Origin of the sequence: Hahella sp. HN01, from assembly GCF_018986435.1 — a bacterium.
GTDB lineage: Bacteria > Pseudomonadota > Gammaproteobacteria > Pseudomonadales > Oleiphilaceae > Hahella.
The window spans coordinates 150,083-177,062 of the sequence record NZ_JAHMIN010000019.1 but is presented as its reverse complement, the minus strand read 5'-3'; the positions used below and the strand labels follow the sequence as shown (position 1 = coordinate 177,062).

At 51.5% G+C, this 26,980-nt stretch carries 22 protein-coding genes; 10 read left to right on the top strand and 12 right to left on the bottom strand.

Annotated elements, in window-relative coordinates; translation table 11 throughout:
• Together KP814_RS18940 and KP814_RS18935 are read right to left on the bottom strand one after the other, a co-directional pair.
• The gene (locus tag KP814_RS18940) at positions 1-1,572 is read right to left on the bottom strand and encodes an RICIN domain-containing protein (RefSeq protein ID WP_216738228.1); all 1,572 of its coding nucleotides are present in this window, start codon (positions 1,570-1,572) and stop codon (positions 1-3) included.
• A 420-nt stretch (positions 1,573-1,992) separates the two neighbouring features.
• Entirely contained in the window at positions 1,993-3,240 is a 1,248-nt protein-coding gene (locus tag KP814_RS18935; RefSeq protein ID WP_216738227.1) for an FAD-binding oxidoreductase, read from the bottom strand.
• Between the two features lie 154 nt (positions 3,241-3,394).
• On the opposite strand from KP814_RS18935, the gene KP814_RS18930 reads away from it, so the two are divergent.
• The 3 genes from KP814_RS18930 (at position 3,395) to KP814_RS18920 (ending at position 5,763) form a co-directional block, all read left to right on the top strand.
• Complete coding sequence (locus KP814_RS18930; protein WP_253938473.1) at positions 3,395-4,402, top strand: 4-hydroxyproline epimerase; 1,008 nt, start codon at positions 3,395-3,397, stop codon at positions 4,400-4,402.
• Between the two features lie 265 nt (positions 4,403-4,667).
• On the top strand, positions 4,668-5,345 hold the full coding sequence (locus KP814_RS18925; RefSeq protein WP_216738226.1) for a GntR family transcriptional regulator: 678 nt from the start codon (positions 4,668-4,670) through the stop codon (positions 5,343-5,345).
• A 100-nt stretch (positions 5,346-5,445) separates the two neighbouring features.
• Positions 5,446-5,763, top strand: a complete 318-nt coding sequence (locus KP814_RS18920) for a hypothetical protein (RefSeq protein WP_216738225.1) — start codon at positions 5,446-5,448, stop codon at positions 5,761-5,763.
• A 55-nt stretch (positions 5,764-5,818) separates the two neighbouring features.
• Here KP814_RS18920 and KP814_RS18915 read toward each other — a convergent pair whose 3' ends face one another.
• Positions 5,819-6,565 (bottom strand): PEP-CTERM sorting domain-containing protein, encoded by a 747-nt coding sequence (locus tag KP814_RS18915; RefSeq protein WP_216738224.1) that lies wholly within the window; start codon positions 6,563-6,565, stop codon positions 5,819-5,821.
• 205 nt (positions 6,566-6,770) lie between these two features.
• Positions 6,771-7,664 carry an AraC family transcriptional regulator gene (locus tag KP814_RS18910; protein WP_216738223.1) on the bottom strand — a complete coding sequence of 298 codons (894 nt, stop codon included), beginning with the start codon at positions 7,662-7,664 and terminating at the stop codon, positions 6,771-6,773.
• A 193-nt stretch (positions 7,665-7,857) separates the two neighbouring features.
• Between KP814_RS18910 and KP814_RS18905 the strand changes: the two genes are divergently transcribed.
• Positions 7,858-8,829: a hypothetical protein gene (locus KP814_RS18905; RefSeq protein ID WP_216738222.1), complete on the top strand. Its 972-nt coding sequence runs from the start codon at positions 7,858-7,860 to the stop codon at positions 8,827-8,829.
• Between the two features lie 295 nt (positions 8,830-9,124).
• Here KP814_RS18905 and KP814_RS18900 read toward each other — a convergent pair whose 3' ends face one another.
• The 3 genes from KP814_RS18900 to KP814_RS18890 form a co-directional block, all read right to left on the bottom strand.
• Positions 9,125-9,424, bottom strand: coding sequence for a hypothetical protein (locus KP814_RS18900; RefSeq protein ID WP_216738221.1), 300 nt, complete (start codon positions 9,422-9,424; stop codon positions 9,125-9,127).
• Between the two features lie 79 nt (positions 9,425-9,503).
• Positions 9,504-10,967, bottom strand: coding sequence for a winged helix-turn-helix domain-containing protein (locus KP814_RS18895; protein ID WP_216738220.1), 1,464 nt, complete (start codon positions 10,965-10,967; stop codon positions 9,504-9,506).
• Positions 10,968-11,077: 110 nt separating this feature from the next.
• A complete protein-coding gene (locus KP814_RS18890) occupies positions 11,078-11,686 on the bottom strand; it encodes an AraC family transcriptional regulator (protein ID WP_216738219.1) in 609 nt (202 codons plus the stop codon).
• 569 nt (positions 11,687-12,255) lie between these two features.
• Here KP814_RS18890 and KP814_RS18885 point away from each other — a divergent pair.
• Complete coding sequence (locus KP814_RS18885; RefSeq protein WP_216738218.1) at positions 12,256-12,723, top strand: hypothetical protein; 468 nt, start codon at positions 12,256-12,258, stop codon at positions 12,721-12,723.
• Positions 12,724-13,533: 810 nt separating this feature from the next.
• Here KP814_RS18885 and xdp1 read toward each other — a convergent pair.
• Together xdp1 and KP814_RS18875 are read right to left on the bottom strand one after the other, a co-directional pair.
• Complete coding sequence (gene xdp1 / locus KP814_RS18880; protein WP_216738217.1) at positions 13,534-14,274, bottom strand: exosortase-dependent surface protein XDP1; 741 nt, start codon at positions 14,272-14,274, stop codon at positions 13,534-13,536.
• Positions 14,275-14,793: 519 nt separating this feature from the next.
• Entirely contained in the window at positions 14,794-16,494 is a 1,701-nt protein-coding gene (locus KP814_RS18875) for a hypothetical protein (protein WP_216738216.1), read from the bottom strand.
• A gap of 288 nt (positions 16,495-16,782) precedes the next feature.
• On the opposite strand from KP814_RS18875, the gene KP814_RS18870 reads away from it, so the two are divergent.
• From KP814_RS18870 to KP814_RS18855, 4 genes are all read left to right on the top strand, one after another.
• The gene (locus KP814_RS18870) at positions 16,783-17,112 is read left to right on the top strand and encodes a hypothetical protein (RefSeq protein WP_216738215.1); all 330 of its coding nucleotides are present in this window, start codon (positions 16,783-16,785) and stop codon (positions 17,110-17,112) included.
• 495 nt (positions 17,113-17,607) lie between these two features.
• Positions 17,608-20,130 (top strand): hypothetical protein, encoded by a 2,523-nt coding sequence (locus tag KP814_RS33440; protein WP_216738214.1) that lies wholly within the window; start codon positions 17,608-17,610, stop codon positions 20,128-20,130.
• Positions 20,131-20,576: 446 nt separating this feature from the next.
• Entirely contained in the window at positions 20,577-21,413 is an 837-nt protein-coding gene (locus KP814_RS18860; protein WP_216738213.1) for a formate/nitrite transporter family protein, read from the top strand.
• A gap of 75 nt (positions 21,414-21,488) precedes the next feature.
• The gene (locus KP814_RS18855; protein ID WP_216738212.1) at positions 21,489-23,207 is read left to right on the top strand and encodes a bifunctional protein-serine/threonine kinase/phosphatase; all 1,719 of its coding nucleotides are present in this window, start codon (positions 21,489-21,491) and stop codon (positions 23,205-23,207) included.
• 733 nt (positions 23,208-23,940) lie between these two features.
• On the opposite strand, the gene KP814_RS18850 is transcribed toward KP814_RS18855, so the two are convergent.
• Positions 23,941-24,744 (bottom strand): AraC family transcriptional regulator, encoded by an 804-nt coding sequence (locus KP814_RS18850; protein WP_216738211.1) that lies wholly within the window; start codon positions 24,742-24,744, stop codon positions 23,941-23,943.
• A 188-nt stretch (positions 24,745-24,932) separates the two neighbouring features.
• Here KP814_RS18850 and KP814_RS18845 point away from each other — a divergent pair, with 188 nt between their 5' ends.
• Positions 24,933-25,850 (top strand): serine/threonine dehydratase family protein, encoded by a 918-nt coding sequence (locus tag KP814_RS18845; RefSeq protein ID WP_216738210.1) that lies wholly within the window; start codon positions 24,933-24,935, stop codon positions 25,848-25,850.
• A 392-nt stretch (positions 25,851-26,242) separates the two neighbouring features.
• On the opposite strand, the gene KP814_RS18840 is transcribed toward KP814_RS18845, so the two are convergent.
• Positions 26,243-26,686, bottom strand: a complete 444-nt coding sequence (locus tag KP814_RS18840; RefSeq protein ID WP_216738209.1) for a DUF6210 family protein — start codon at positions 26,684-26,686, stop codon at positions 26,243-26,245.
• Between the two features lie 48 nt (positions 26,687-26,734).
• Positions 26,735-26,884: a hypothetical protein gene (locus KP814_RS18835; protein ID WP_216738208.1), complete on the bottom strand. Its 150-nt coding sequence runs from the start codon at positions 26,882-26,884 to the stop codon at positions 26,735-26,737.
• Positions 26,885-26,980 lie beyond the last annotated feature (96 nt).

The window sequence follows — 26,980 nt, the reverse complement described above, 5'->3', positions numbered from 1 at the left end:
TTACCGAGGACCGGTCTGTGATTTCAGAATCCCCGGCAAATTAGACGCGTTGTCCAGTTTGTAGGGATACATGTCGATGTCATAGAGAACGGCGTCGCCGCTGTCCCGTTTAGGATCGGTCGCCGATGAGCCGGTATAAAGGTTATTGGAGGCTTTCATGTAACCGGATTCATTCCAGTGTGGAGAGCGGGCGTTTTCAAAATGGTTATTCTGAATCAGGCCCTGCGCGCCATTGGAGGTGCTGATGGAGAAATAGGTGATGTTATTCCAGTAATTGTTATAAATATGCGCGCGAGTATCCCAGCCATATAGCTTCGGATTGCGGCCGGATGCGCGGTCCCAGAAGTTGTGATCTATCGTGACATGGGAATCCTGCACCAGCATGGTGTAGTGATGTTGGTTGCCGCAAACATAAGGATTGTAGCCATCAAAGTGGTTCCAGCTCAGCGTCAAGTTGCGGCTATTTTTGATATCAATATGTCCATCACTGATCATTTTGGCTCGAATATGATCTACCCATATATGACTTGAGTTCTCAATGGTGATGCCGTCGCCAGCTTCTACCAGATGTGGATTCACGCCTTCGATCGTTAAGTTTTTGACGATGATATTTTTTACGCCGTAAATATTTAATGTAGCGCCAATGATGCGACTGTTTGCGCCTTGGCCCATCAGCGTTTTATTGGATTTGATATGTATCCGGCTTTCATCGCGGTTGACCGATACGGTGTCATCGGATGTGCCGCCGAGCTCCGTACATGTCTGGCTGCCGACCGGGACTCTATAGAAGGTTTTGTTCTGGTCCTGGTAAGCGGGACAGGTCATGGCGCAGGCGCTGACTTTACGTACTGGCGTACGGCAGTCAATCGTTGTGTTGTCAGTAACGATGACTGTTTTTGAGCCATCGGACGTCAAGGCGGAAGTCAGCGTCTGGCAGTTGGTGGCGATAACCGTCGCGCCGCCGGCCCCGCCGCTAGTGGTGGCGAGACCGTCAGGCCCGGGCTGCCCGGCGAATCCATTAACTTGGCTGCATTCGCCGTCAATAGGGTTGAAATACCAGCGCTGCAAGCCGCTGCCTGTATCCGTTGACTGCACGATGCGGGCGCCCATATCCGGCGTTTGCGCGGTGAGCGCCTTCTCGGTATGGCGCGCCCGAATGCTGTATCCGCCGGTGCTTGATTTCACCAGAAACCATTGCTGGTTGAGGCCGCCCCAATAAGGCCACTGGATGAGATCGGCGTTGTCATGTTGAGCCAGGTTAAGAACGTCCAGCGCCAGATTGGAATGCGTGGCTTCAATCTTTATGTTGCCGCCGCCGACATCCGTGACTCTGAATTTCTGGTTGGCGGAGCCCTTTGTGCGCCACTGAATCAACGCCGCGCCGTCTGCCTTGCTGTATCCTTCGATGTCCAGCGTTAATCCGGTTTCTCTGTTTACAATGCTATAAATTTTGCCGCTGACCGGCGTTGCTTCACAGTTGGCCGCTTCAGCGAAAGAGGGGGTCAATAACGTGGCGGTGAGTAATGACAGGCTGACTGCGCAAAAGCCTATCCTGTGTGTTTTCATGTTCATCTTTTATCCTGAAATGACTTGCTTTGTATATTTGAGAAACCGAGGGGGCGAATTGAATATATTTTTATGGGGGTGAAGAGTATATGAAATAGAGTTTCTTTTGTGAGGTTTTTCACGGGAAAAGATAACTTAACTATGTTTTTATAATTATATAATTGAGGCTTATATTTAATGGGTTAAGCCTAATGGTTTATTTTTCTATGAGAGCTTATGTTGCGCTGGATGAGAGTGATTTTTAATTGGGTATCAACTTCTGTTAAGTTAACTTTATTAATTAAATGGTATTAAGTTAAATGGCCGTGCGACAAGTATTTTAAGCACAAGTGTATGTTTATGATTTTGGCGTATTTCGAGTAATACTTATTAGGAAATTCCTGTCAGAGAAGTCAGGCGTGGAGTAGACGCCTGACTATTCGACACTTAAAAGCGACTCAAACGCAAAGACTGTAGATCGATGGTTGGCGTTTGATCCGTCGCCAGCTGACGCACCAGCTCACCGGTCAGCGCGGCTTGAGTGAGCCCCAAATGTTGATGTCCGAACGCGAGAATGATCTGGCGGCGTTCGCCGACACGGTCAATGACGGGAAGCGAATCGGGGAGAGAAGGGCGGAATCCCATCCAGGTTTCGCCCTGGGCGTCGTCCAGTCCGGGTAGCAATGCGCGGGCGTGAGTGGCGAGCATGGTCGCCCTGCGCATGTTGGCGGGCTGTTTTAAACCGCCGAACTCAACGGTGCCGGCAAGACGCAATCCTTCGCTCATGGGCGTCATGATGAAGCGCCGTTCGGCGGAGGTGACGGGAATCGACAGAGAAGCGCCCGCGTTGCGCAGCATCAGGTGATAGCCGCGCTCCGTATCCAGAGGGATCGACTTCCCGGTCAGTTGCTTCACCAAGGGTTTGGACCAGGCTCCCGCCGCCAGCACCAGTTTGGGAACCCGAATCTGATCCCCATCACAATGCAGTTGCACACCCTCGGTCGTTGGCGTAACGCTATTCACCATCTTGTTCAGCACGGTTCCGCCCCGGCTTTGAAAGAGCGCCCCCAACGTGCGGGTGAGGTGATAGGGGTTGGCGGTATGGCCGGTTTCCGGGAAAAAGACGCCATGTTTGACTGTCGCCCCCAATCCGGGCTCCAGTTCTCGCGCCTGAGCGCCATTCAGAACCTGGGTTTTGACGCCGCGAGTGCGCAGCGTGTCCAGCGTAGTTTGATAGCTTTGGAAGCTGGCGTTGCGTTCGAAGGTCAGTAATGAGCCGTTGACCCGGATCTGGCTTTCCTCGCCTGTGCCCGCCAGCAGGCGACGCCAGGCGGGCAGGGAGGCGGCGTTCAAGGCTTGTAACGCCTTACCGCTGCGATTGTAAGAGGCTTCGCGGGTATTGAGCATGAAGCGAACCAGCCAGGGAGCGATATGAGGCAGATAAGACCAGCGGATCGCCACTGGTCCCAGCGGGTCCATCAACATGCCGGGAATCTTCCACAACAGGCCCGGCGTGGCCAAAGGCAGTATCTGCTCCGTGGCGAAGTGTCCCGCATTGCCCCGGGAGCACCCTTCGCCGACGCCGCGACCGTCAATGAGACTGACCTGCATGCCCGCCTGCTGTAGCGACAGGGCGCAACAGACGCCGACTATACCGCCTCCCAATACCGTGATGTCCGTGTCCAGCTCTTGCATTGAAAGTCCTCTTCATTTGTGAAATTGAATATTGTATAAAATATACATTTATCTGGAGGCGGACAATCCATCGCCAGTCATGATGGCTGCTGATGGTTGAATTCGTTCTAATGACAGCCCAAGCATCACTGCAAAAATAAGACAAGAAGGGATTATGGATATGAGAGAAGGCACGTTTTTCTGTATCGACGCGCATACCTGCGGCAATCCGGTGCGACTGGTGGCGGGAGGCTATCCGGCTTTACCTGGAAGCACCATGAGCCAGAAACGGCAGTACTTCATGGAGCACTACGACTGGATTCGTCAGGCGCTGATGTTTGAGCCTCGCGGGCATTCCATGATGTCTGGGTCCATTGTCTATCCCCCTTGTTCCGAGGATGCCGACGCCTCGATCCTGTTCATCGAAACCAGCGGCTGTCTGCCCATGTGTGGTCATGGGACCATTGGAACGGTCACGGCGGCCATTGAGAACGCGATTATTCGTCCCCGGGTTCCCGGCAAACTGATTCTGGACGTGCCGGCGGGCAAAATCGCCATTGATTACGAGCAGCAGGGCGCCAAAGTCGAAAGCGTCAAAATCTATAACGTGCCGGCTTATCTTGCGCACAGCGAAGTGGCGGTGCAGGTTCCCGACATTGGCGAACTGGTGGTGGATGTCGCTTATGGCGGCAACTACTACGCCATCATCGATCCGCAAAAGAACTTTCCCGGATTGGAGCACTTCAGCGTGGATCAGATTCTGCGCTTCAGTCCGTTGATTCGTCGAATTGTCGATGAAGTGGTGGAGTGCGTGCACCCTGACGATCCCACTGTACGCGGCGTGTCCCATGTACTCTGGACCGGCAAGCCGACACAGCCCGGCGTGGACGCCCGCAACGCTGTGTTCTATGGCGACCGCGCCATCGACCGCTCTCCCTGCGGCACCGGCACCAGCGCGCGAATGGCGCAATGGTTCGCCAAAGGTAAACTGAAAGTCGGCGATACCTTTGTGCATGAAAGCATCATCGGCAGCCTGTTCCAGGGCCGGGTGGAAGATGTGGCGACAGTTGGCTCCTATCAGGGGATACGACCCAGCGTGCAGGGATGGGCCAGAGTCTACGGTCACAACACTATCTGGGTGGATAGCGAAGACCCCTACGCCCATGGATTTGAAGTGAAATAATAAGCACGCCCGCACAAATCATCGCTCGCCCAGAGGAAATTTTCTTGACTACTGCAGCGAGCGCCTAAAATGATACTATTAATCAGGCGGATAAATAGCTTCCTTCTATTTGTCCGCAACGACAGGACCTGCGCATGTCAGGCCCTGTCTCCCGCGGCTAGCCGCCGCGCAGGCGCATCCATGCGCCTGAGTATTAACATGCCAATATCATTGCCATGTTAATATCGCCTCCTTTTTTGACACCCGGGATCATTTATTGTCCGTTATGAGCACCGCAGCCGTTTATAAAACCCGTACACAGATGGTCGCAGATATTCTGCGTAAAAAAATTCTCTCTGGAGAAATTGTGGCGGGGGAACCTTTGCGACAGGACGCCATCGCCAAAGAGTTTAACGTCAGCCGCATCCCGGTGCGGGAGGCGCTGTTGCAACTGGAAGCGCAGGGGCTGGTTTGTTTTGAGCCCCACAAAGGCGCCACGGCGACAGAGTTGCGTCCTTCGGAAATTCGCGAGCTGTTTGAGCTGCGGGCGTTGATTGAATGTCATGTGCTGGACCAGGCCATCGACAACATGACTGATCTGGATCTGGCCGCGGCGGAGAAAATACTCAAAGCCTTTGAGGAAGCGGTGGAGAGCGGAGATCAGGTGGAGAGCTGGAGCGAGCTGAATTACGAACTGCATGCCGCCCTCTATCATCCCGCCAACCTGCCTCAGGCGATGGAAGTGGTGCGTAGTCTTAACATCAAATCCGACCGCTATATCCGTCTGCAATTGTTGTTCACTACCGGCATAGAAAAGGCCGAAAGGGAACACGCGGATTTATTGGAATTCTGTCGCCAGCGCAACAAGAAAGCGGCGTCGGCGTTGTTGAAAAAACATATTCTGGAAGCCGGTCAGGCCATTCATGATTTACTGATCGAACAGGCGGGCGGCGCGAGCCACTGACCACGCAATATCGCCGCCGCGCAGGCGCATTCATGGGCCTGTTTATCAACATGCCAATATCATTGCCATGTTAATAATAACGCGTTAAATCGAGGTGTTTATGACATCGTTCTGGGTGGTGGATACGAAATGTAAAGTCGCGCCGGAGAGCACTCTGCCGCAGGATGGCAGCGCCTATTACTATGGTCGCAGCGTCGTTCCTGCGCAGACCCGGGAAGAAGCAATCGAGAATCTGACGCGCTATCTTGCCGACGACGGCATTCTGGTCGAGGAAGTGCAATCAGCCGTGTTATATGAAAACGGCCACTGGGATGCAGTGGACGAGTTTGAATTGCCCCAAAGCTATGCCGACGCCAAGTTGAACAACGAGATTGAAATCGGGTGTTTTATCTCGGAAAACGCCCGCAATGAAGTTTAAGGCGGCGATCCCTGCCACCTTTCTTCTTATGAGTGGCTCTAACGCGGCGAGGTGATCAGGCGGCTGTCCGCGCTTTTGATTGCGCCGCTTTTCTAACACCTGCGCCAAGCAAGCCCAGGGATAACAGCGCCCAAGCGGCTGGCTCCGGCACATCATGTGGCTCTCCGGCGTCAAAGGGCGTAAACTCGCCAGCGACCTGCAGACCGGTGATGGCGCCTTCAAAGATAGCGAACCCAAAGCCCAGTCCGAACGCATCGCCTACGCCGGCAATGCTCCCATCCACGGGATATTCGGCGAAGTCCACCTGATAGAAAATACCGTCGCCCCAGGCGCCGTCCGCCCGGTAGCGGGAGTTGGGCGCATCCGGCGAATAACCGATTTCACTGTACGCCGTCAGCAAGGCGAAGCGCAGATCGTCAGTGCCGTAAATAGTCAGCTGATAAGGCGAGAAGCTGGCTCCGGAGAAAAAGACGCGGTTGATACCGTCAATATCGTCCGGCGCGGCGCCGACGCCTGAATCTGAAAGTTCATTGCCGCCGGCATGGTGATAAACGACATCCCCTGCATGGTCCGTCCAGGCGACGCTGGCGTCAAACTGACGGCCTTGTTCATCGCGCAAGAACGCAGGAGAGTCGCCCACCGCCACTTGATTCCAGTGCGCGCCGTCCGCGCCGACGTAAGCGGTTTCAGTGTTGTTCGCTGTGAAGTCGATATTGATCACTGTGGCGGATGCAGGAAGCGCGCAAAGTGCGAACATGGTCGGCGCCAGGGATCGGCTGAGCTGTTTCAGTAGGGGATTCATAATGTGACTCCAATGCCTTTGATGAGCAATTCTCCCAGAGGTCTGGAAGAGCGTTATAAGTTGCGAGCGATGCTTGCTCTGCGTTGGAGTAAACTTTAAGAGATTCGGCGCGGGTCTTACTTGTCAATTTCTGCTATCTTCATGTCAAAACCGCTCATTAAGAGCGAGTACAAGTGTCGAGACGCGTTATTCATCCCTGAAATAGCTATTCAGCTCTGACATAGTCACGCAGATGCGCCAGTAATTCCGGTACGCTGATTTCGGAATAAGCCTGCGTCAGTTCGAAGTAGCCATATTGAACCCAGTCGGCGTACCAGGCGCGGTTATGAGAAGGGCTGCTGATGGTGATGAGATCTTGCCCAACCGCCAGGAACTCTCTTGGACTCATGCCGTAGTACATCTTCACCGACTTGTTCAGATGCGACAGATCGTAGAAACCCGCCTCCGCCGCGGCGTGCGTCAGGTTATGGGCGATACTGTAGCGCTCGAAGAAATATTGCAGGCGACTGACGATCTTGTATTTGTTATAGCTCAGGCCGTTTAAGGCGCTGAATAAGGTCATGAAGCGGGTCGGGCTCAAATGCACCTGCGCGGCTATCTCGTCGATGGACAGATCGCTGGTTGGATTGCGGATGATATGGGCGACCGCCTTGGCGATACGCTTATCGTATTTCTTCAACGTAATGAGGCTTTCCTCCCCATAGATGGCGTTGAACAGACACCAGGTGGCGATGGGATGGGGGATGTCGCTTTCGTCAAGATAGAATAAGGTTTGCTGCAGCAAATCATTATCCTGCTTGTAAAAAATGTCTTCTACGCAGAGGTCCCAGGCGTAATTGCGCAGCAAAAAAACATGATCCTCGGCGGCGGGATTGAGCGGAAGCAACGCCATTCGCGGCGCTTCCGAACTCACTGTAAACGGTTTGTTGGGCGCCAGCAGAAACGTATTGGAACAATACCGCTCTCCCATGAATTCAATGACGAACGGCTGACTACCCATTAACAGTGTGGGCGTAATTCCCATTGAATGATGGGGCTGTGGTCGACCGTTGTAAAAGAGCAGGGACTTATCGCCCCATTCGTAAAGCTTTGGCTGCATGAACGTGAATAAATATAAAATCCAAACAAGAGATGATAAGGAGTTATGTTAGCAAATGCGCGCGACGCCAGCTTGCAATAACCTGTTGCGTCAGGCTTGTCCGGCTTGGTTTAAAACCACGGATAAACGCCTATAATCATTCAACAAAATGGATTTCCCCTGACCATCTGCAAGCAGACTGACAAAACCCATCATGGCTACTCTCAAATATATACTGGCTCCCATCTGTTTATTATTCGCCGCCGCTCATGTGAATGCGGAATACTGGTGCGGCTACAGTGATGACAATCTCCGCGACTGGCGGGTCAACAAGGCCAGCGAGTGCCGCTTGCCGACAGGAACGGGGGAGCTGGTGCTGATCGAAGCCGAAAAACACTTCAATGTATCCAGCAATACCTGGTTTACGCCGGTGAAAGGGCGTCACCCTGGCGCTGTCTTGCGCAAGTGTGAAGGGGGCAAGGCGTCTACATTAACCGGGGATACCATGCTGACCACCGCCAAGTTGCAGAAAATCTGCAGCCTGAAAAAAGATGGCGGGCATGAGCTACTGACTTCCGATGGCGTTCAGGCGACAGTGGAGTGCCAAAACTATCAGGCCACGAATATCAGAATTAAAACGGAAGCCGGCGAAAAAGACTGCGGTATGCCGGAGGTTCTGAAAGTGGCGACGCCGCACTTCAAAATCGAGTCAGCCAGGTATGGTCTCGACAGCGCGGACGTCACGCGACGGGGCATCGCGCCGGAAGAGGAACTGTGTTCGCTGGCGGTGACGGACCCAACCTATCCTGAAGATCTCACCATTGCGTTTGTCTGGGGTGATGTCGCCTGTCATTTGACCAACTACTACAAGAACAGGCATGCCTGCGGCTGGTTCGCTAATGATAACGGCATGCGCGGTTCGAAGATGTCCAGTTTTTACGCCCAGCCGGTGCTGGCCAAACTGTGCCAGAAGACCAAAGACGGCGAAGTGGAGGTCACCAAACCGTTTCGACGCCTCGATAACCATGATGAAAGCCTGTCCTACGTAAAGGGCTATATCCAGTGCGTCAAAGGCGCGCCGACGGGCATCAAGCTGGCGATTAAACCTCTGGTCGGGGAAACACAGGAAAAGCAGTGTCCCATACCAGAGGCGTTGCTGAAGGATAAGCCCGTTCATAAATCCTGACCGTCGAAGAATGGGCTCAGTGAGTCCCATTCTTTTTGTTCTGGTTGCTGCGTTGCGTTTTGTTGTAGCGATGTCTCAGTTCGCCGATGGCGGCCGCGGTCAGAATAAGGGCAATAATTAGCGCGATATTCATGGGGTTTCTCCGTTTGCGTTGTTGATGAAACGGATGTTAGGGCGACCCCATGCGCCGCTGAATCTCGCGGCTATCCAATCGCTCTCTAATTTATCTCAAATTTATATTAATGCTTGTAAATCAATGGATTGAATGGCGCGTGCGAGCCTGAAATCAGGCGGTTCAATCGAATAAATGATTGTCGATCAGCACGGCGGAGACCTCGCTGAGAGGGATGACTGCATCAAACGTTTCCCGATTGCGCAGCTCCTGCAGGCGAATCACTTTGGCTCCGACTTCTTTTAATACCCCGTGTAATTCGACGCCGGAATTCAGCAGCACACCGATCTTTTTGTCCGCCTGTCCTCGCAACACGTCTTGCAGAGAATCACTCTCTTTGATCACCAGTTTGGGCTCCGCGGCAAGCGAAGTCGTCGACATAAGAGCGATCCATATCCCAAGCAGCCAGGTTTTAGCATTCATGATCAGTACCTTTAAGATCCCAAGTGAACATTTATCTATCGGACTATTAACATGGCCTGACATGCGCAGGTCCGTCTGATTAATAATATAATGCGCAGGTCTTCTCAACGGGGTCGCCTACGACGGGCTTGAACGACAACTGAATCGCCTTGGGCTGCTGTTGGTCGCATAGCAGATAGGCGTCCAGCGAGGTTTTGTCTTTGTGCTCAGAACGCCACCAGCCTGTTGGGGTTAAGGCGATTTTGTCCGCGCCGTCGGCGCAGCGGCTTTGCAGTTGTTCCTGGGTGAAGAAGTCGCTCACCGTCGCCCCGGTGCGTTGCGCATTGTGACTGACCACGCCGCATCCAACCGGGTTTGAGCTGCTGTCTGTGCAGCGTTGTGAGCCCCATATCCAGCCGAACTCAATGGCGTCGATCCAGGTGGGGTCTTCCGCGGTGAGAAGGCAACTGGCGGTTTCATCAATGCCAAGACCTGCTAGTTCGTCACGGCGAACCCCGTACCAGTACTCCGGATCTTTAACGGCGTTAGGGTGATTCGTGGTTAAGGCGGCGGGCAGGGCGCAATGTTTTTCCGCCGTCGACGTCTGCAAATGAATGGATTGCGGCAGGTATCCCGCACAGACCAGCGACGCACGAGCGCCGCCGCGTTCGGCGATGTCGACTTCGCCGTCGCCTTGCGCCATGCAGCGATCTTTTAAAGTGACGAAATTCAGCAGGCTGTTATTTTTGTGCCCCTGTCGCTTGTGGTTGTTCTCACAGAAGAAGATGTCGCCAGCGATATCGCCTGTGTCCGCGGATTGGTAATAAGAGGAGCTGATCTGCGCCATGCGCTCACCGATGGCCAGACCAAACTGCCCCTGATCCGTCTCCAGCATGCAGGCGCTGGCGGGGTCGATGCCCAGACGTTCCATACGTCCTGCATCGACGCCACACCAATAAGTCAGCGCCGGCGGCGCATCCTCACGGCCATACATGAGCTTGACGATAAGCGCGACCCCCGCCAGCAGAAGTAGCGAGCCGCCCACTATCATGGGCCTTCTGCACCGTGGCGGGGCGATGGATGTGGTCGAGTGAGGCGTCGTCTCCGTTGCAGGTTCAACTGGCGGCGGCTCTATGGCGTTATTCGGCGTTTTTTTGGCCTCTGGTTCGGGAACTGGAGTCTCCAAGGGCTCCGCGGGAGGCGGGGAGGTCATATCCGGTTTGGGCGCATACGGAATGACGGAGACTTCCTTGAGCAGGCGGTAGCCCTTTTTAGGAATGGTCTCGATGTATTCAGGGGCTTCACTGCTGTCGTTGAACGCTTTGCGCAATTGCCAGATGGCGGTATTCAGCGCCTGCTCGCCGACATATTCGTTTTCATTCCAGACTTTCTGAATTAGAGTTTCCCGGCTCACTGTACGACCGGGATTTTCCGCCAGCGTCAGAAGCACTTTGCAGACTTTATCGCTCAGTTGATGCTCCGCCGCTTCACGATAGAGCCGGTTCGTTTCCACATTGATGCGCCACTCGCCAATTTGCATTTCTTCATAATCTCGGTCGGACACGGGGCACTCCTGCGCTGAAAACGGTTGGATTGCATTATACAAATCTCTTACCGGATATCAGCACAGGAGTTAAGAGTTATTCTCAATTCACTAGGCTCGCCTATGGTTGCTCAGGCCTCGCAGATTTTAAGTTCAGATTCGCTCAGCCATAACTGCGAGGGGCAGATGCCGAACAATAACTTGTGGCACTTATTTAAGTGCGCCAGATCCGCGAATCCGGAATCATGCGCGGCGGTAGTCAAATTACGGCTGCGAGAAAACTGCTTGATGAAATACAACACACGAACCCCCAGGCGAAAGCGCGAGAATGAAATATTGGTTTCCTGCTTGAACAATCGACTGAGATGCGCGGCGGAAATCGGCATAAGTTCCGCATAATCGTCGATGGATTGGGAAAGATCCGGATTCTTCAACAATAATTCGATCAGCTTGCGAACTCTACGATCCATTAAAGGTGGAGCAAGCGGATATTGTTTAGGGTTAAGAATCTGATCCAATATCTCCTTGGCGTCATTGGCGCACGGACGCCTCTTACATAAGTCCCGGAAAGCGCGTGCAATATCACACGCGTCCAGGAAATCAAAAAGAAGCCCGTCCTGCTCACAACAATAATAGTTATAGGTCAGGGTGGTTTTAATATTGCGCCAGAAATGAGATGACACAAATGCAATGCGCTGGTTACTTAAAATGAAATCGCAACGGACATTAGCGGGAATCATCAAACAGCGCGTGGAAATAACCTCGCCATTCGCCAGTTTAACGTCAAACTCATTATCCAGACTGACAATAAAACTATCCGCAATATGTTGCCAATGATAGGTCCCATCAAAGCGACCCATATAAAGACATAAATTGTTCCAATGATAATACAGCGACTGATCCATTTTTCACCTCTCGCATCGATCAAATGTCAATGCGATCGATTATCGAGAGGCGACGATTTTCATGAATCTCGCGGGTATCCGGTTTCTCTCCAATTTATCTCAAATTTATATTTATCCTTTATAATCAACTTGTTGAATGGTTGTTATTGGCGTGAGTTTAGCTTCTGATGGCGCCATCCTGAAAAGTCGAAGGGCTCAGTAAATAGGATGTCAACCACCAATAAGATGGTACGTCTCATAAGAATGTAAGCATGTGCATACGGCGCTGTTTTCGTAAACAAGAGGAGAGAGAAGTTTTGATGGCTTTTACACTGGACTCATTGGACAGGGGGATGTATCTTCTAAGTCTTGCATTTAAAAAGCGTGAATGCGAGACAAAAAATTATTATGTGTAGCGAGGCAGCATGATCTCACCTGTTCCTAATCAATTATGCAAAGAAAGTAGAGAGGACGGGCCTACATTACGTAGATTTATTATTGACACCGAATTAAAGAAATTAGGCAGTGTTGGCCATACTATTGGTGTTGAATATGAATACTCTAATGAAGATTATAGCCTGAGTTATTGGGTGATTTTCTTCGGTATTACCGTATACCAATGTTATCCATCACGAGTCCATGATTATTGGCACAGAATGCCGCCATTTTCTGAAGCTGGTTTTTGTTTTGTTTCAGATCCCTCAGATTTAATCCGTAAATTAGAAGAATCATCAGTTATTCAGGGGCAAAAACACTATATTCTTGAATTTGAGGATGATGTTATAGAGGTCGTCTGCGATAGACTGGTTTTTGGAGAGGGTGAATTTAAAGTCGAAAATTTTGTTGCAGCTAACACTAATATTCATTTGCACAATATTGTTGGTCGATTTTAAAATTGAAAATATAAGAGAACCCCTGAAAAACGTTGGCTAGGTCACGAGTGCAAGGTAAAAGTCGGCGAAAAAGCGCAGCTTATCGTGAATAAATGAGCATTTTGAGCCCACCTTTAACGCCGCAATGGCGCCGCCTGTAGCTTTTTTGCGGTTTCTTAAGTTTAAGGATATATGTAATGGGATTTGTCGAATCTCTGATGCCACTTAATGTAGTCTACGCTACACCATTTCAACCTCTCAGCTTGGTGCAAGTACTATTGGATTCTCAACGGTATATTGTAGAACAATCAAAAAATCCGTGTTTAAAACTAGAGATCGATACATAACAAAATATGCTATGGATATCTTTCCTTACTCTAATCGACGTCACTGGTGTTAAGCGAAGGGCTATATTTTGAGTCACGAAGAATCAAACATACACATTTCTCGATGCGATGAGTGCGGTAGCGAATTTTTTTTCTTCAGCTTCGAAGATGTCAGCGTTGTGCCCAGAATGCGCTCACCAATTATACGACTATGAAGCGTGCGACCACGAGTTCGATGAAGGGCGATGCATTAAGTGCTACTGGGATGGAACTGTTTCGGTTTATGTTGAAAACATAAAGAAATCGTAGTCAGGGCCGAGTCGGGACTTTAACCATCAAGGCAAAGGGTGGGGTCTGTTGGCGCATTAAACTGACTCTGAAATCTGCGCTGTAAATTTGACGTTAGGATCAATCAATAAGCGCCACTTTCAGTCAGCTCGGCCACACGGCTAGAAAAAAGCCGGCGCAAGGCCGGCTTGGAATCGGGCGCTACTTAGATGCTAGATCAAGAGGCCTTGCGGCGACGCGCCGCAAAAAGGCCCGCCAGGCTCAGGCCAAACAGGCCCAGTGCGGTTGGCTCAGGACACTCAATGGTGTCGATGGTCAGCATCTTCAATTTGAAGTGATCGTTCAGTTCGTTGCACAGCTCGCCCAACTCACCAAACGCGGGATTGTAAGCGCCAATCAACCAGAACTTGGAAACCAGATCCGTGCTGGTCGCGGTTTCTTTGGTCATGGTATTGGAGTAGTTACCAGCCACGTTCCAGCCGTCGCTGAGCAGGCCTTCCCAATCTTTATCATTCAGATTGTAGGTAGAAGCGCCGCCGGTGTAGGCGAGCAGGGAGACATCTGAATCGTAGGCGTACCAGCCGTTTTGAAATGAGCTCAGGCTGACTGCTTCAGAGAAGGACAACATGATCATGTCAAAATCGCCATCGCGACCTGGATCATTGTCTGTGGAATGCTCTGGGGTGGCGCAACGAGTCTTGCTGTATTCGTCGTCGTTACAGACTCCAAGACCATTCCAGCGGCCCAGACGGGCGCCTTCGATTTTATCGTCCGCAGGACCTTTTGTGTCGCTCCAGCCGGTTACGGTGAGGTTCATACCGTCTTTCGAATAAGAAAGAGAGTTATTGTATGAACCGTAACGAACGCCTTCGGTCAGGTCCCAGGTGATTTGGCTTGCATAGGCGGAAGACGCCGTCAGCGCTGATAATAACAATCCCTTGGTTAATGTTTTTAGCATATGAATACTTCTCTCCATTGTAGATTTACTTAACAAAGCAAATCGACCTCAGCAATTCCTATGCCATGCATATATATCAACGGTTTTGGCTGTATAACAAGTTTTTAATGTCAATTAGTTTGACAAAATATAAAGCGAAAACAATGTTATTTTAATGTGATGGTTAGTTACTTAAACAGGGCGAATTGATTATGAAATGGCCCGAAATAAACAATGTTAAGCAAAACTAATCTAAACCCTATAGTTAATAAGTTTGAGTCTGCCCGAATGGTCCTCCATTAAGGGATAGTCTTTTGAGAGTATATGAAAGAAAAAACCTAGGGTTTTCCAGTGTAAAGGTGGGATTACACTGAAACTGGCGGCTTTATACACTTTGCTTAAAGGGCGTATGGACGCTGTCAGCAAAGTATTAAATCAGCAGAAACGACAGGCTATTCGAACGTCAGAATGCAAAAAGGCGACAATGGTGACGGTCCCATTATCGCCAAGGATAAAGCTGCTAAGGCTTAAAGAAACGGATTATTGGAGATAAAAGTTAACGGTCTTCTCGTCGCTCCAAACGCCCGTCGCATGCTCGCCCTTGATGGAAATAACATAGTTGCCGGTTTGCCAGTTGCGGTATGCGCTGGACGGCGCGAGTTCCACATTGTAGGTATATGAGTAGGGGGCGTTGGAGGAGCTGGTGGCCAGCACGTTCCAGTCGCTCCAGCACTGGCTTGTAGACGAGCCTGTCGCTGGATTAATGCATTGTCCGTTACGAGTAATCTTGCGCTGGAAGCGGGAGATTTTGTCGTAACTTTTTGCGTTCCAACGAAACATAACATTACTGCTGTCGTTCTTACTGACCCGACTGGGAGACAAGGTAAGCTGGCTCAACTTGAAAGCGCCGCCAGTGACATTGATGAACGCCGTATTGCTCAATTTGCCGCGGTTGTCTTCCGCCACGACGCCCCATTCGCCGGACTGCGGCAGCAGGTTGTCTTTGGTTTTGAAGGACACGCTGTAAAGCGTGTATGGGCGATAGTCATTGTCATACTCTACCCGGGATGAGAATTCCGGAGCGCTAGTGGTCACCGCCGTCGTCAATAGATCAACAGTTTTTGACGGTACGGATACGCCCCCCGGTTTCTCCGTCAGCCAGAGCCGTTGAATCGGCGACAGGGAAGTGAACTTATAGTTATTGCTCGCTTGATAGGTCACCTGAGGGAAGAAACTGCCGTTGATGCGGAAGTGAGGATCGCCGCCGCCGGCGAAATTCTCAATGCGCTCCACCCAGTTCTGGTCGAAAAAGTACGAATCGGAAATATCCGTGTTGTAGCGTCCTTTGAAAGGATCGACCAAATGCGGTGAAATTTCCATGTGCGTATGCGTGCCGCGTAGCCCCGCATCTCCTGAGTAGCCAATTCGCGCCAGCCGTTGCAGAGAGCCGACCCGAGCAGGTAACTGGATGCGGGAAGGTGGCGCAGGCGCGCAGTTATCCGGGTATCCAGTCACATCGTTGATCATGACTGTCCCGCACTCCAGATGCAGCAAACGCGTACTCATCTTGCTCCAGCTGGGAATATCATCGATACATTGTTTCAGGGCCGGGCCTGACGGAAATGCGCGAGCGCAATCCTCCGGCGTTTTGTTCAGGTAGGTGGTCAGGTACAGATGGTTGCCTGCCGACCCCACTGGTTGATTGGGCGCATCCTCCACACCGTCGTAAATGCCAGTCACAAATGTGTCGGCGCCTTTGGGGAATGGGTTAACGAGATAGTTGCCGGATTCGCCGGTTTTGCCGAAATCAATGAAGCTGGTCCAGAAGTCCGTTCCGCTGTGCCCATCGTAAACCGGTTTGCTGGCGTCGCCGTCGTACGGCAAGGTGCTGGAAGAGTGACTATGGTCGTAATAGCGCCAGATGCCCCGGAACTTTTTCCGTTCTACCGGTAAGGTGATTTTCGGATAGTAGCGACGGGCGAACTCTTTAGGGTTGCTGTAAAACAAGCTGCTGGCCTGCGCTTCGGTGATAGCGCCGCTTTGCAGGTCTTGTCGCAAGGGATTGCTAAAGTGATAGTCTTCAAAGCGCACGGTGGAGGCTTTCTGCGGCGACTCGACAGCGTGGGCGATAGTAACGACAGTCGCAGCGCTTATCGCCAACGCCAAAACGCCGGGGAATGTCCGCATAAATAAGTGTGGTGAAGAACGGTTAGATTTTGTTGATAGAGATGAACGCGACATAGATAAATTTCCTTTTACTATGATTGGATCTGCGCTGAGCGCTTCTTGGTGCGGTCGCTTTCAACGCAGCGAGGCCATCTTATCCACGAGGCATTTTGCTGACTTGTAAAAAAACGGCGCCATTAAAGAGGCGAGACTTAAGATATTGCGCACTTGGAGCATGCCGATGATGGTTGTAGTTATTCTGTCATGTTCATGGGGTATACCTATCAATAGCCAGTAGCGCTTCTCAAGCCCATTCTGATCCACGAATGGCCCCTTCAAATACGCAACAGAAGTCACTTATCTATGCAAGTACGGTTGGTTGATCACTCATGGTTGGCTGCCGGGGATGGAACTCTGGATACGGGGATGATGCTGTCCCTGGTCAATCGCAAGCTGGAGCAAATCAAAGACATTGCGCAGTGGATTGCGCGCAAAAGCGGGGAATGCGCTCTGGAGCGGGTGCTCAACTACACCGCTTTGGTGAACGCGCTTTTGCGTTGCAAAGATTCTCTTACCGACCATGACGAGTCCTTCAGACAGGAAGTTTTCTGCGCGCTGAACGCACACGCCACCGTGCAATTGCTGGCGGCGGAGCGGAAAATTCATTACGAGTTTGGGCATATGGATGTATGAAGCAGCTATTTCAGCAGTGAGAATAGACCCCCCTCCATGCCTTTCTGCTTAAAGCGAAAAAAGAAATCGCCTGCGTCCAATCAAGTAAAAATTTCAATAGAGTATCAGGTTTTTTTAAGTAATTATTATGTGTCTTTATGGTATCTTTTTGAAAATGGGTTGATGCGAAAAATAATATTCATTTTTTGGCGGTATTGAATATATGGTACTAGTATAAATTTTGGCGATATAGAGATCATGGGCGCACGGATTGCGAAGCTCTCTGTGCGGTATTGTATCGCTCCGCTTTAAATATGAATTTGAAGTCGGTTTCTTTCATCATGTTTAAAGGACTAAATTATGAACATGAAAGCGCTCGGAGCTATTCTATTTCTAATTTCAGTTAAATCCCTCGCATCCCCATGTAATCTAGATGGCGTTGAAGCATGGGCCGCCAGCTTTCCCAAAGCAGTAATTGAAAGTCATAACAACTCACCCACTCGGGGTGTTGGAGACGTGACATATAAGTATCTGTTTCCGGAATATGAATGCGGCAGAGGCGATGACTCGCCTCTGGATCTGGTTTTTATAACTATTGATGAGCTCGATGAGAGTCTTTTTGAGTTATTGTCCCGCTTGAGTGGCGAGTTGCCAATTGATGCGGTGGTGATGGAAATGAATCGCGGCAAAACAGAGTTGAGTGACGCCCGCTTTGGTTATTATCAATTTCTAGAAAAGGTGAAGGACTATCAGGCGATGGGGTGCCTCGACATGCCCCAGACGGAGCTTGCCTGCACAGTGCAAAGACAGTACGCCAAGCAGATGATAACGCAGTCCATCAGTAAATTTCGGGCGGGTCTGGACAGGTTCAACCCACAGATTGGCAAACTCCGATCCATGCGTAACAGCGGCGTAGGGTTTGAGGTGAAGCAGGGGCTGAGCAGTCTTCTCAGGCAAATCATACAGTTGACCTCTATTCAAAACACGCTTTTGTCCAGGGCGGTTGTTGAATTTAATGGCGCTGCGGACAAGCTCGGAGGATTGATTGACGGCGTACGTCAGCCCAGTCAAGAGATTGCTGACGCAGCTAGTGACGCTTGGTCAAGCTATTTGGGAAACGAAGGTCAAGTCCATAATTATTTTATTACCGCCTATGAGGAAATGAGGAATCAGCTCGTGGAAAGCGAGCCGGAAAATGTAAAGCTCAAGCAGTGGCTGGATTCTTCCGGAAACACGCACTGTACTCTTAAAGACGGTAATCTGGACATATATTTGATTGAGGAAGGTGACTGTGAAGTTGACGTCGCCCAGGATATAAGGCTCCTTCGGCAGAGAGAACTCTATTTCAATCAACTCTATATTCGCTCCACTGTTTTGCCATACGCCAGAAAAGTAAGTGACGACACAGGGAATGAGCTTTCAAATCTGGATTTGAAGGCTTGGTTTTACAGAATATATAACAATAGTCCTGAATATTTTGGTAGACAGGAAATAGATGGTGGCGACGGTTTACATGGCGTTATATTCTATCGGGAGTTGTTTGATCCATTGAACTACAGGACGCACTATCAGGGGCGTGATCAAGCGCTGGCCAAATATCAGGATGAACGATTCTATATGAATTATATAAAGCGCAGGGAAAATCTGTTCAGACGTTTTGAAAAGTATCCCAATATTCAAGGTTATGACAGCTACTTAACTCCAACAAAACGTATAGGCTCCTGGTCGCCGGACCCGAGTCGTTTTCTGAATCATGGGCTTTGGCGCGAGTATTACAATAATGAAGATAAAATATCCTTGCTCTCACAGCAAAGAGAGATATGGGAAAGTAATGACGACAACCAGGGGTTGTTGCTCAATGGATACTTTGTTGAGCCTGGGTTTGTGACATTTAAGTACAGACTTGAAAATGCACAAAGTCTCTCCAGCAAAGTGACTGTGTACATCGATGGACTCTCCGTACTTGAAGATAGCGGAGAGAGTGGGAGTTGGAGTCAGTTCAACGGCTATCTGTCAAAAGGCTTTCATACCTTGGAGGTATACCATTCAAATGCGGATAGCGTCGTTTTAGTCGCAGATGTAGTGCATCCGCCGCTAAGGCCGGTGCGCTGGGGCCAGACTGACGAGGCGCCGATACCCAGCGATATCGAACAGGAAGGAGACTGGCATGGCGTGCTGTGTCCTTATGGCGCCTATGCGTCAGGCGTTCAAGTCTCATTAGGGCCCTCCAAGTCTAATAACTGGGAAGATGAGCGCGGTATCGAAGCTATGCGCCTGTACTGTACAGACAAAAACGGGAACCGTTCCGTCATTGTCAAAATAAAGGATGAAAGCGTCTTTACCGACTGGGGTTTAAAGTCAGCCTGTCCCCCAGGGGAACATTTCATGGATGTGAAAGCCAGGAGGAATAGCGTTCATGACGGAGGCGATGAAACCGGCGTTAACGCCATTGAGTTCACCTGTAGCGGTGGAAGGAAAGTGGCGCCGGATAATGTTCTCCACATGGGAGAGTGGAGCGATCCGTTGTCTTCCGATAAACGGGCTATTTGCGGCGTCAAAGGGAAGATTCAGTCCTTTCAGGGAAGAGACCGCGATGATACCGGGCTAAACAGCCTGGAATTCGTCTTTTGCGGTTACGAGGAGGAAACGGAAAGTGACAGGGAAGCGGAAGCGCTATTCGCCGACTATGTCGACGTTGAGGATAAGCGGCTACGCATTTTCGATATCGGTCACCCCGCCAGCGCAAACCCTGACGCCGACATCAACCCTGGCGTCGCATGCGTGACTGTAGGGGATAAATTTCCAGAAATTTTTCACGGTGATTATGTGTTCACCCATACCTTCTATGGCGGTAGACCGGAATATCGTCGCACGGATGGCGGTTACATGTTGCGCTACTGGTCTTCCGCATGGCGACTATGGAAGCCGCGATGGGTTCCAGAAGACAATAATCGTCTCAGCTATTATTGGCAGACATGGTGGGGTAGCAGCGCCTATACGCCGGAGGAGTCCTCATCGTATATATCACCGTGCCTTTAGCATTGGTGATATCCGGGGTCTTTAGCTGGCGTCACTTGTGGTGCTGAAGCGGAGGTAAAGGGGTAAGGCTCCGATACCGATATTGATACCATGGACTCGGACGTGAGAGTTCGGGTCCATTTTTTTGCACTAATTCTGATGTCTGTCCCCTCTAGGCTGCACCGGATGCGAGCGAAGGTCTATGCGGCGTGGCTGTCAAATTGCCCTATTATAGGGCGAGACACTATATAACTTGCTGTTTCTAAATAGGTTTAATGAACCCCTGGCCTCTAAATTGCGTTATTGGAGTCAGCATTTGCGTGGCCGACGCCAAAGTGAGTCCATCACTGTAAATGAGCAGGGCATAAGGAGTATGGACAGATATTCCTGGAAAAGGACGCCAATTGGTCGTGACCGGCCAACGCCAAATGCCATCACCAAACTTATAACATGATGTGAGAGTTGCAATGGCTTACTTAATCCCCTCAGAGTTTGTGACCAAGATGGTCGATGCTGGCGAATCAAAAATCTTCATGTCTACGCGAGACACCTTGATCCGGGCGTATATGGCGGGCGCTATATTGGCGTTGGCGGCGGTATTCGCCGTCACGGTTGCGGTGCAGACGGGCGTGTTTCTGGTTGGCGCCATGTTGTTTCCTGTTGGCTTCTGCATGCTCTATCTGATGGGCTTCGATCTGTTGACTGGCGTGTTTGTGCTCACGCCTCTGGCCTTGCTGGATAAACGTCCGGGCGTGACGACCCATGGCGTTTTGAGGAACTGGGGGCTGGTGTTCCTGGGCAACTTCGCCGGCGCGCTGACGGTGGCCTTCATGATGGCTTTCGTGTTCACCTATGGTTTTAATACGGACCCCGGTGCGGTGGGAACCAAGATCGCCAGCGTGGGCGAGGCCCGTACTCTCGGTTACGCGCAATATGGCCTGGCCGGATGGCTGACTATTTTCCTGCGCGGGATGCTGTGTAACTGGATGGTGTCCATGGGCGTGGTCGGCGCGATGATTTCTACGACGGTTTCCGGTAAAGTTCTGGCGATGTGGATGCCTATCATGTTGTTTTTCTTCATGGGATTCGAACACTCTGTTGTGAACATGTTCCTGTTTCCCTCGGCCATGATTATGGGCGGCGATTTCTCTATCATGGATTACTTCATCTGGAATGAAATTCCGACGGCGCTGGGTAATCTGGTGGGTGGATTGGCTTTCACCGGACTGACCCTGTACAGCACTCACTACAAAACAGCGCCGAAACGCAAGCTGGCGGCGTCCGGTAAAGAAGCGATGGCTTGATCGGAGCGCCTGATTACACAACACCTGAGGACAGTTGCCGGCGTCTGCGAACGGACGTCGGGGCTCACTATATTTATGCGCAATGAGCTGACGCTTTCCTTCGGTCAATGGACCGATAAAGGCCGCAAAGAGATCAATCAGGATTTTCATGGCGGTTGTGTTCCCAAGGGCGTGCAACTGACGATGAAAGGCGCTGCGTTTGCGATGGCCGATGGGGTCAGCAGCAGCTCGGTCAGTCAGATCGCCAGTGAGACGGCGGTGAAAAGCTTTCTGGAAGACTACTTCTGCACCTCCGACGCCTGGACTGTGCAGCATGCGGCCCAACGGGTTTTGCGGGCGACCAACTCCTGGCTGTATGCCGAAGGCCAGCGCAGCGTGTATCGTTATGACAAGGAAAAAGGCTACGTCTGTACGTTTAGCGCGGTGGTGTTCAAATCCGACATTGCGCATATCCTTCATGTCGGCGACACCCGCGTTTACCGTCTGCGGGACGGCGCTCTGGAGCAGCTGACCCACGATCACCGTTTGTGGGTGTCGCAAAGTCAGAGCTATCTGAGTCGGGCGCTGGGATTCAGAGAGCATATTGAAATCGACTACCAACCATTGCGGCTCAAGCTGGGCGATATCTTTATCATGGCCACCGACGGCGTGTATGAATACTGTGACGCCCATACTTTAATCGAGGCGTTACAGGAGCCCGATGACCTGGACGCCATCGCCAAACGCATGGTCGATCATGCGTTGGAGCAGGGCAGCAAGGACAATTTGACGCTGCAGATCATTCGCGTAGACGCGCTGCCTTGTGACGTGGATTCTTTGTTTCAACAACAGGTGGAAACCCTGCCGCTTCCCCCGATTTTGCAGGTCGGAGCGGAGTTTGATGGCTATCAAATCCTGCGCTGCCTGCAAACCAGCAGTCGCAGTCATGTTTATCTGGCGGTAGATACTACCTCCAACACCAAGGTGGTAATAAAAACGCCAGCGACGGATCAGCAGGGCGATCCCGCCTATCTGGAGCGCCTGCTCATGGAAGAATGGATCGCCCGCCGCATCAATAGCCTGCATGTGGCGAAGGCCGCGCAATTCGAGCGACCGCGGCGCTATCTCTACACGGTGAGTGAATACATCGAAGGCCGAACGCTGAACCAGTGGCTGCGGGATCACCCGCGACCGGATCTGGAAACGGTGAGGGGCATTGTGGAGCAAGCGGCGAAAGGGCTGATGGCTTTTCACCGCATGGACATGCTGCATCAGGACTTAAAACCGGACAACCTGATGATTGATGCGTCCGGCGTGGTGAAAATCATAGATTTTGGCTCAACCCGGGTAGGCGGCGTCGCGGAGAACGATCAAGGGCTGCGCCAGCCCAACCTGCTCGGCGCCGCCTTGTACGCCGCGCCGGAATACTTCCTGGGAGAAGTCGGCTCCCCTGGCTCGGATCTCTATTCATTGGGCGTACTGACCTATCATCTGCTGTCCGGCGAATTCCCCTATGGCGCCGACGTCGCCAAAACCCGCACCGCCGGCGCACAGAAACGACTCACCTACAAATCCGTGCTCAGCGAAGAACGAGACATTCCCGCCTGGATCGACGCCACCCTCAAGAAAGCCGTCCAGCCCAATCCCCACAAACGCTACACCGAAATCTCGGAATTCCTCCACGACCTTCGCCACCCAAACCCCGCCTACCTCAACCAGACTCGGCCTCCTATTCTGGAGCGTAATCCGGTGATGTTTTGGCAGGGGGTATCGTTGGCGTTGTTGGCGATTTTGATCTGGCAGGTAATGAGATGATGAGTAAAGGCGTCACCCTTGTCAGTGCAAGAGGTTATATAACCTTGCGCGTGAATTTGTATTTGCCGTACAGAGTTGGCGAGTCTAAGTTTTTATTCTGAGCCGGAACATTTACCACTTCAATCTCAAAAGTTGGGAGGGAATGTGATGATAGCGCTACGTTTGGCAATTCCACAGTGATTGGCGTTATGAAATTAGTGGTTAGAAAATTAAAAGGATTGCCAAGTCGTTTAAAGGGGGTTGGTGAGAACATAATTTCCGCAGTTCTGATAGCCATCATATTTGGGCTTTGGAACGACTATTTCTATAAAGTTGATCGTTTGAGTGGGCGTTGGAAAGTAGAGTTCTATGTTGAGAATTCCGAGTACAACCCATACAAGGGAATGACAGCTACTCATGAAATTTTCTAATCCAAAATGGCCTTGGTATTTCTGGTTTAGGTGAAAAGGTAGCGGAAGAAACAAATAGCGAGTCCATTGCGTATCACCCTTCCAAGAGAAGCCATTCTGAAATTTCAGGCACGATAACGTATAAATTCTTTTCTGATAATCTGGTCGACTTAACTTTAAAGGAGGATGGGCTAATCAGAAAAAGCTCAACCTTTGTTCATTTAGTCGCCGAGTCAAGCGACAGCATGTCGGGGACATTCTTTTCGACAGCAGCAAATTCAAAAGGCGCCGTTTCTTTCAAGCGAATCCAATATGGCCAGTAGTTCTATTGCGTCTGTTCACACCTAATACCCCGACGGAGCCACCCCAAACGCCTGTCTGAAACTCCGGTTAAAATGGCTTTGGTCGTAGAAGCCGACGCGTTGGGCGATCTGTGCGATGGAGAGGGAGCCTTGGGTCAGCAGGGCGCAGGCTTGTTCCAGGCGGAGTCGTAATAGCCAGGCGTGGGGCGTCATGCCTACTGTGCGTTTGAACTGGCGGAGAAAGAGGAATCGGCCCAGTCCGCATAGGGTGGCTAAATCGTCCAAAGTGATTTTTTCAGAGAGATTCGCCAGACAGTAATCCTGCATGCGTCGCCACTGAGCATGGGAGAGGGCATTGGGATCGCGTCTGGGTTTGATGGCCCTTGTATACGTGAATAATGCCTCCAGCACTGACAGCCATTCTGACTGAATCTCCAGCGTGGAAACTCTCTCTGAGCGCATGGCGTTGTGAAGATGAAAAAGACGGGTCGCAGTCGCTGAATCCTCAAAGACATTGCCAAACAGTTCCGGGCCAAGATGCACGTCGCTCAGTTCTGCGCTGGCCTCCTGCATCAGATTGTAAGGCGCTCTAAAGGTCTTTAGCGTGTAGGCGTCGCTATCGCAGGCGCCGTCATGAATTTCTCCCGGTGGCATCAGCGAGATAAAACCGGGGCCCAGAACCCGTGTCTCCCCTTTGTATTGCTGACGCTGCACGCCTTCAGTAACGATACCGATGTGATAATCCAGATGATAATGACGGCCGAAATCAAACTGGGCGAAGCGACCTGCGCCAAGCACCAGTCCGGGGATGTCGGCGCTGCGTTGATACTGAATGCTGTCATTCATGGGCGATCGGAATAGCTGAAGTCAGACGTGAAACCTACGGAGCAAAAGGACTATAGCAAGCCTTATCATCTGCTGGAAGGCTGGGAACAGCGTCAATATTTTACAAGGCAGGTAGTTCTTTCTGAGCTATCGTCCGTCCAGACAGGAATATTTTCCATACAAAATCACGAGGAGATGAGGGGAGCGTAATGAGCCTGCATATCGAAACGCCTTTGCTGGAATCGCGACCATTGAGCATGGCGTCGCAACGTTCGATCTGGTTGAAGCTGGAGGCGCTGCAGCCGCCGGGCTCTTTCAAGATTAGAGGCGTGGGCGCCGCCTGTGAGCATCATAAAGCGCAGGGTGCGCAGCGTTTTATCTCCTCATCCGGCGGCAATGCCGGGTTGGCGGTGGCCTACGCGGGACGTCGTTTGGGCGTTCCCGCCCTCGTGGTCGTGCCGGAAACCACGACAGAAAGAGCCAAAGAGCTGCTGCGTCTGGAGCAAGCGGAAGTAATCGTTCACGGCGGAAGCTGGCAGGAGGCGAATGAGCATGCGCTGGCGCTGGTTGGCGCCACGGACGCCTTTATTCATCCCTTTGATGATCCTCTGCTGTGGCGGGGACATGCGACCATGATAGATGAAGTCGCCAAGACGGGAATGAAGCCGGACGCGGTGCTGCTCTGTGTGGGAGGCGGCGGCATGCTCTCTGGCGTGGTCGAGGGCTTGCAGCGCAGTCAGTGGGCGGATGTTCCCGTTATCGCTGTTGAAACTCAAGGCGCAGCGTCCTTTCACGCGGCGTTGGAGGCTGGTCATAGTGTGGAGCTTGAGCGTATCGACAGCATCGCCACATCCTTGGGCGCCAAGCGGGTATCGACAAGAGCCCTGGAGTGTGCGAGGCAGCATAGTATTCATAGTGTCGTCGTCTCTGACCCCAGCGCGTTATCCGCCTGTGAGCGCTTTCTGACGGATCACTGTATTTTGGTCGAGCCGGCGTGCGGGGCCAGTCTGGCGGCTGTGTATGAAAACCATCCTGTTCTGGCGACGTTCGACAGGATTTTGGTGATTGTCTGCGGCGGGGCGACAGCGACGATTGATCAAATTCGAAAGTGGGCGGAAGCAGGATAAGTTTGTCGCTCTGGGAGGCCCTTCGACAGGCTCAGGGCGAACGGGGGTGCCTAGTCGAGTAGTCTTCAGGATGGCCTTCGACGGAACGGGGTGGGGTTGTCGTTTGTGGTTTGCTTATGTGTCCTCTCCTTTATCGGAAAGGCGGCAGCGATCGGCTGTCTGGATAATAACAACCACCAAGAAACCGTTCGCCCTGAGCTTGTCGAAGGGCGGCAGTCGCGTACTGGCCTTGAGCAAAACTGACCCAACGGGAAATAACGTCCACTTGAGCCGACTGGTTTGGAGGCGCTTTGGAAAGCCCTTCGACAGGCTCAGGGCGAACGGAGTGGTGGGGGGCTGAGTCGGATAATCTTGCTGGGAGGTTCTTCGGCAGGTTTAATGCGAACGGGGCGTCAATCGCTGTTCTGCCAGGTCAGCACGCCTTTCCTGGGATAAGGGCCGAAGCCGTTGAAAAGTGAGCGGCCTTCCACTTCGACAATATTGATATGTATCCATGCTTCATGGGATTGACGAAGCATACTTCGGTCGACGCTGATTTGGTCATCAAGCTCATACTCTTTCAATATTGCTTCTATCGCCCGGGCGTCATCTTCGGATAGGCCGAGTGTCGCCCCTACGCCGAACCAAGGGTGGCCGGTGAAGTAATTTTCCAGTTCATTTTCAGGGCTGTCCAGATTCAAGTCCGGTATACCAATTGTGTTCGCGATCGGGATCAATACGCCTTCGTATTCGGGCTGCAAGCAGGCGGTTCCGCCGGTTTGATTGCTGTAAATCACCCCGGATTTACAACTGATAATAATGGCGGTTCCAACAGATTCGTATAAGGTGATTTTCATGGTTGTGCGAGACCCTGACAGGCTTTGGCTAGGAAAGCAGTTTCTAATTTATAACCAGCGCTTCGTTGATGCGGAATACTGTTTCGCCAGATTGCGAATGCGTTTATTGGCGCCTTGGTCTGCGAGTTCTTTCATCATTTCCCGATCCATATCGCTACGCTCCAGCAGGATACAAGGGATTCTATCACTTCCAGACAATCAAGGTCCTGAGGCTGTTAAAACTAATATGAATGTCAGCGTTAAGTGTCGACGTGTAACTTGTCGAAAACGTTAGAAATTCTTAAAACAAATCGC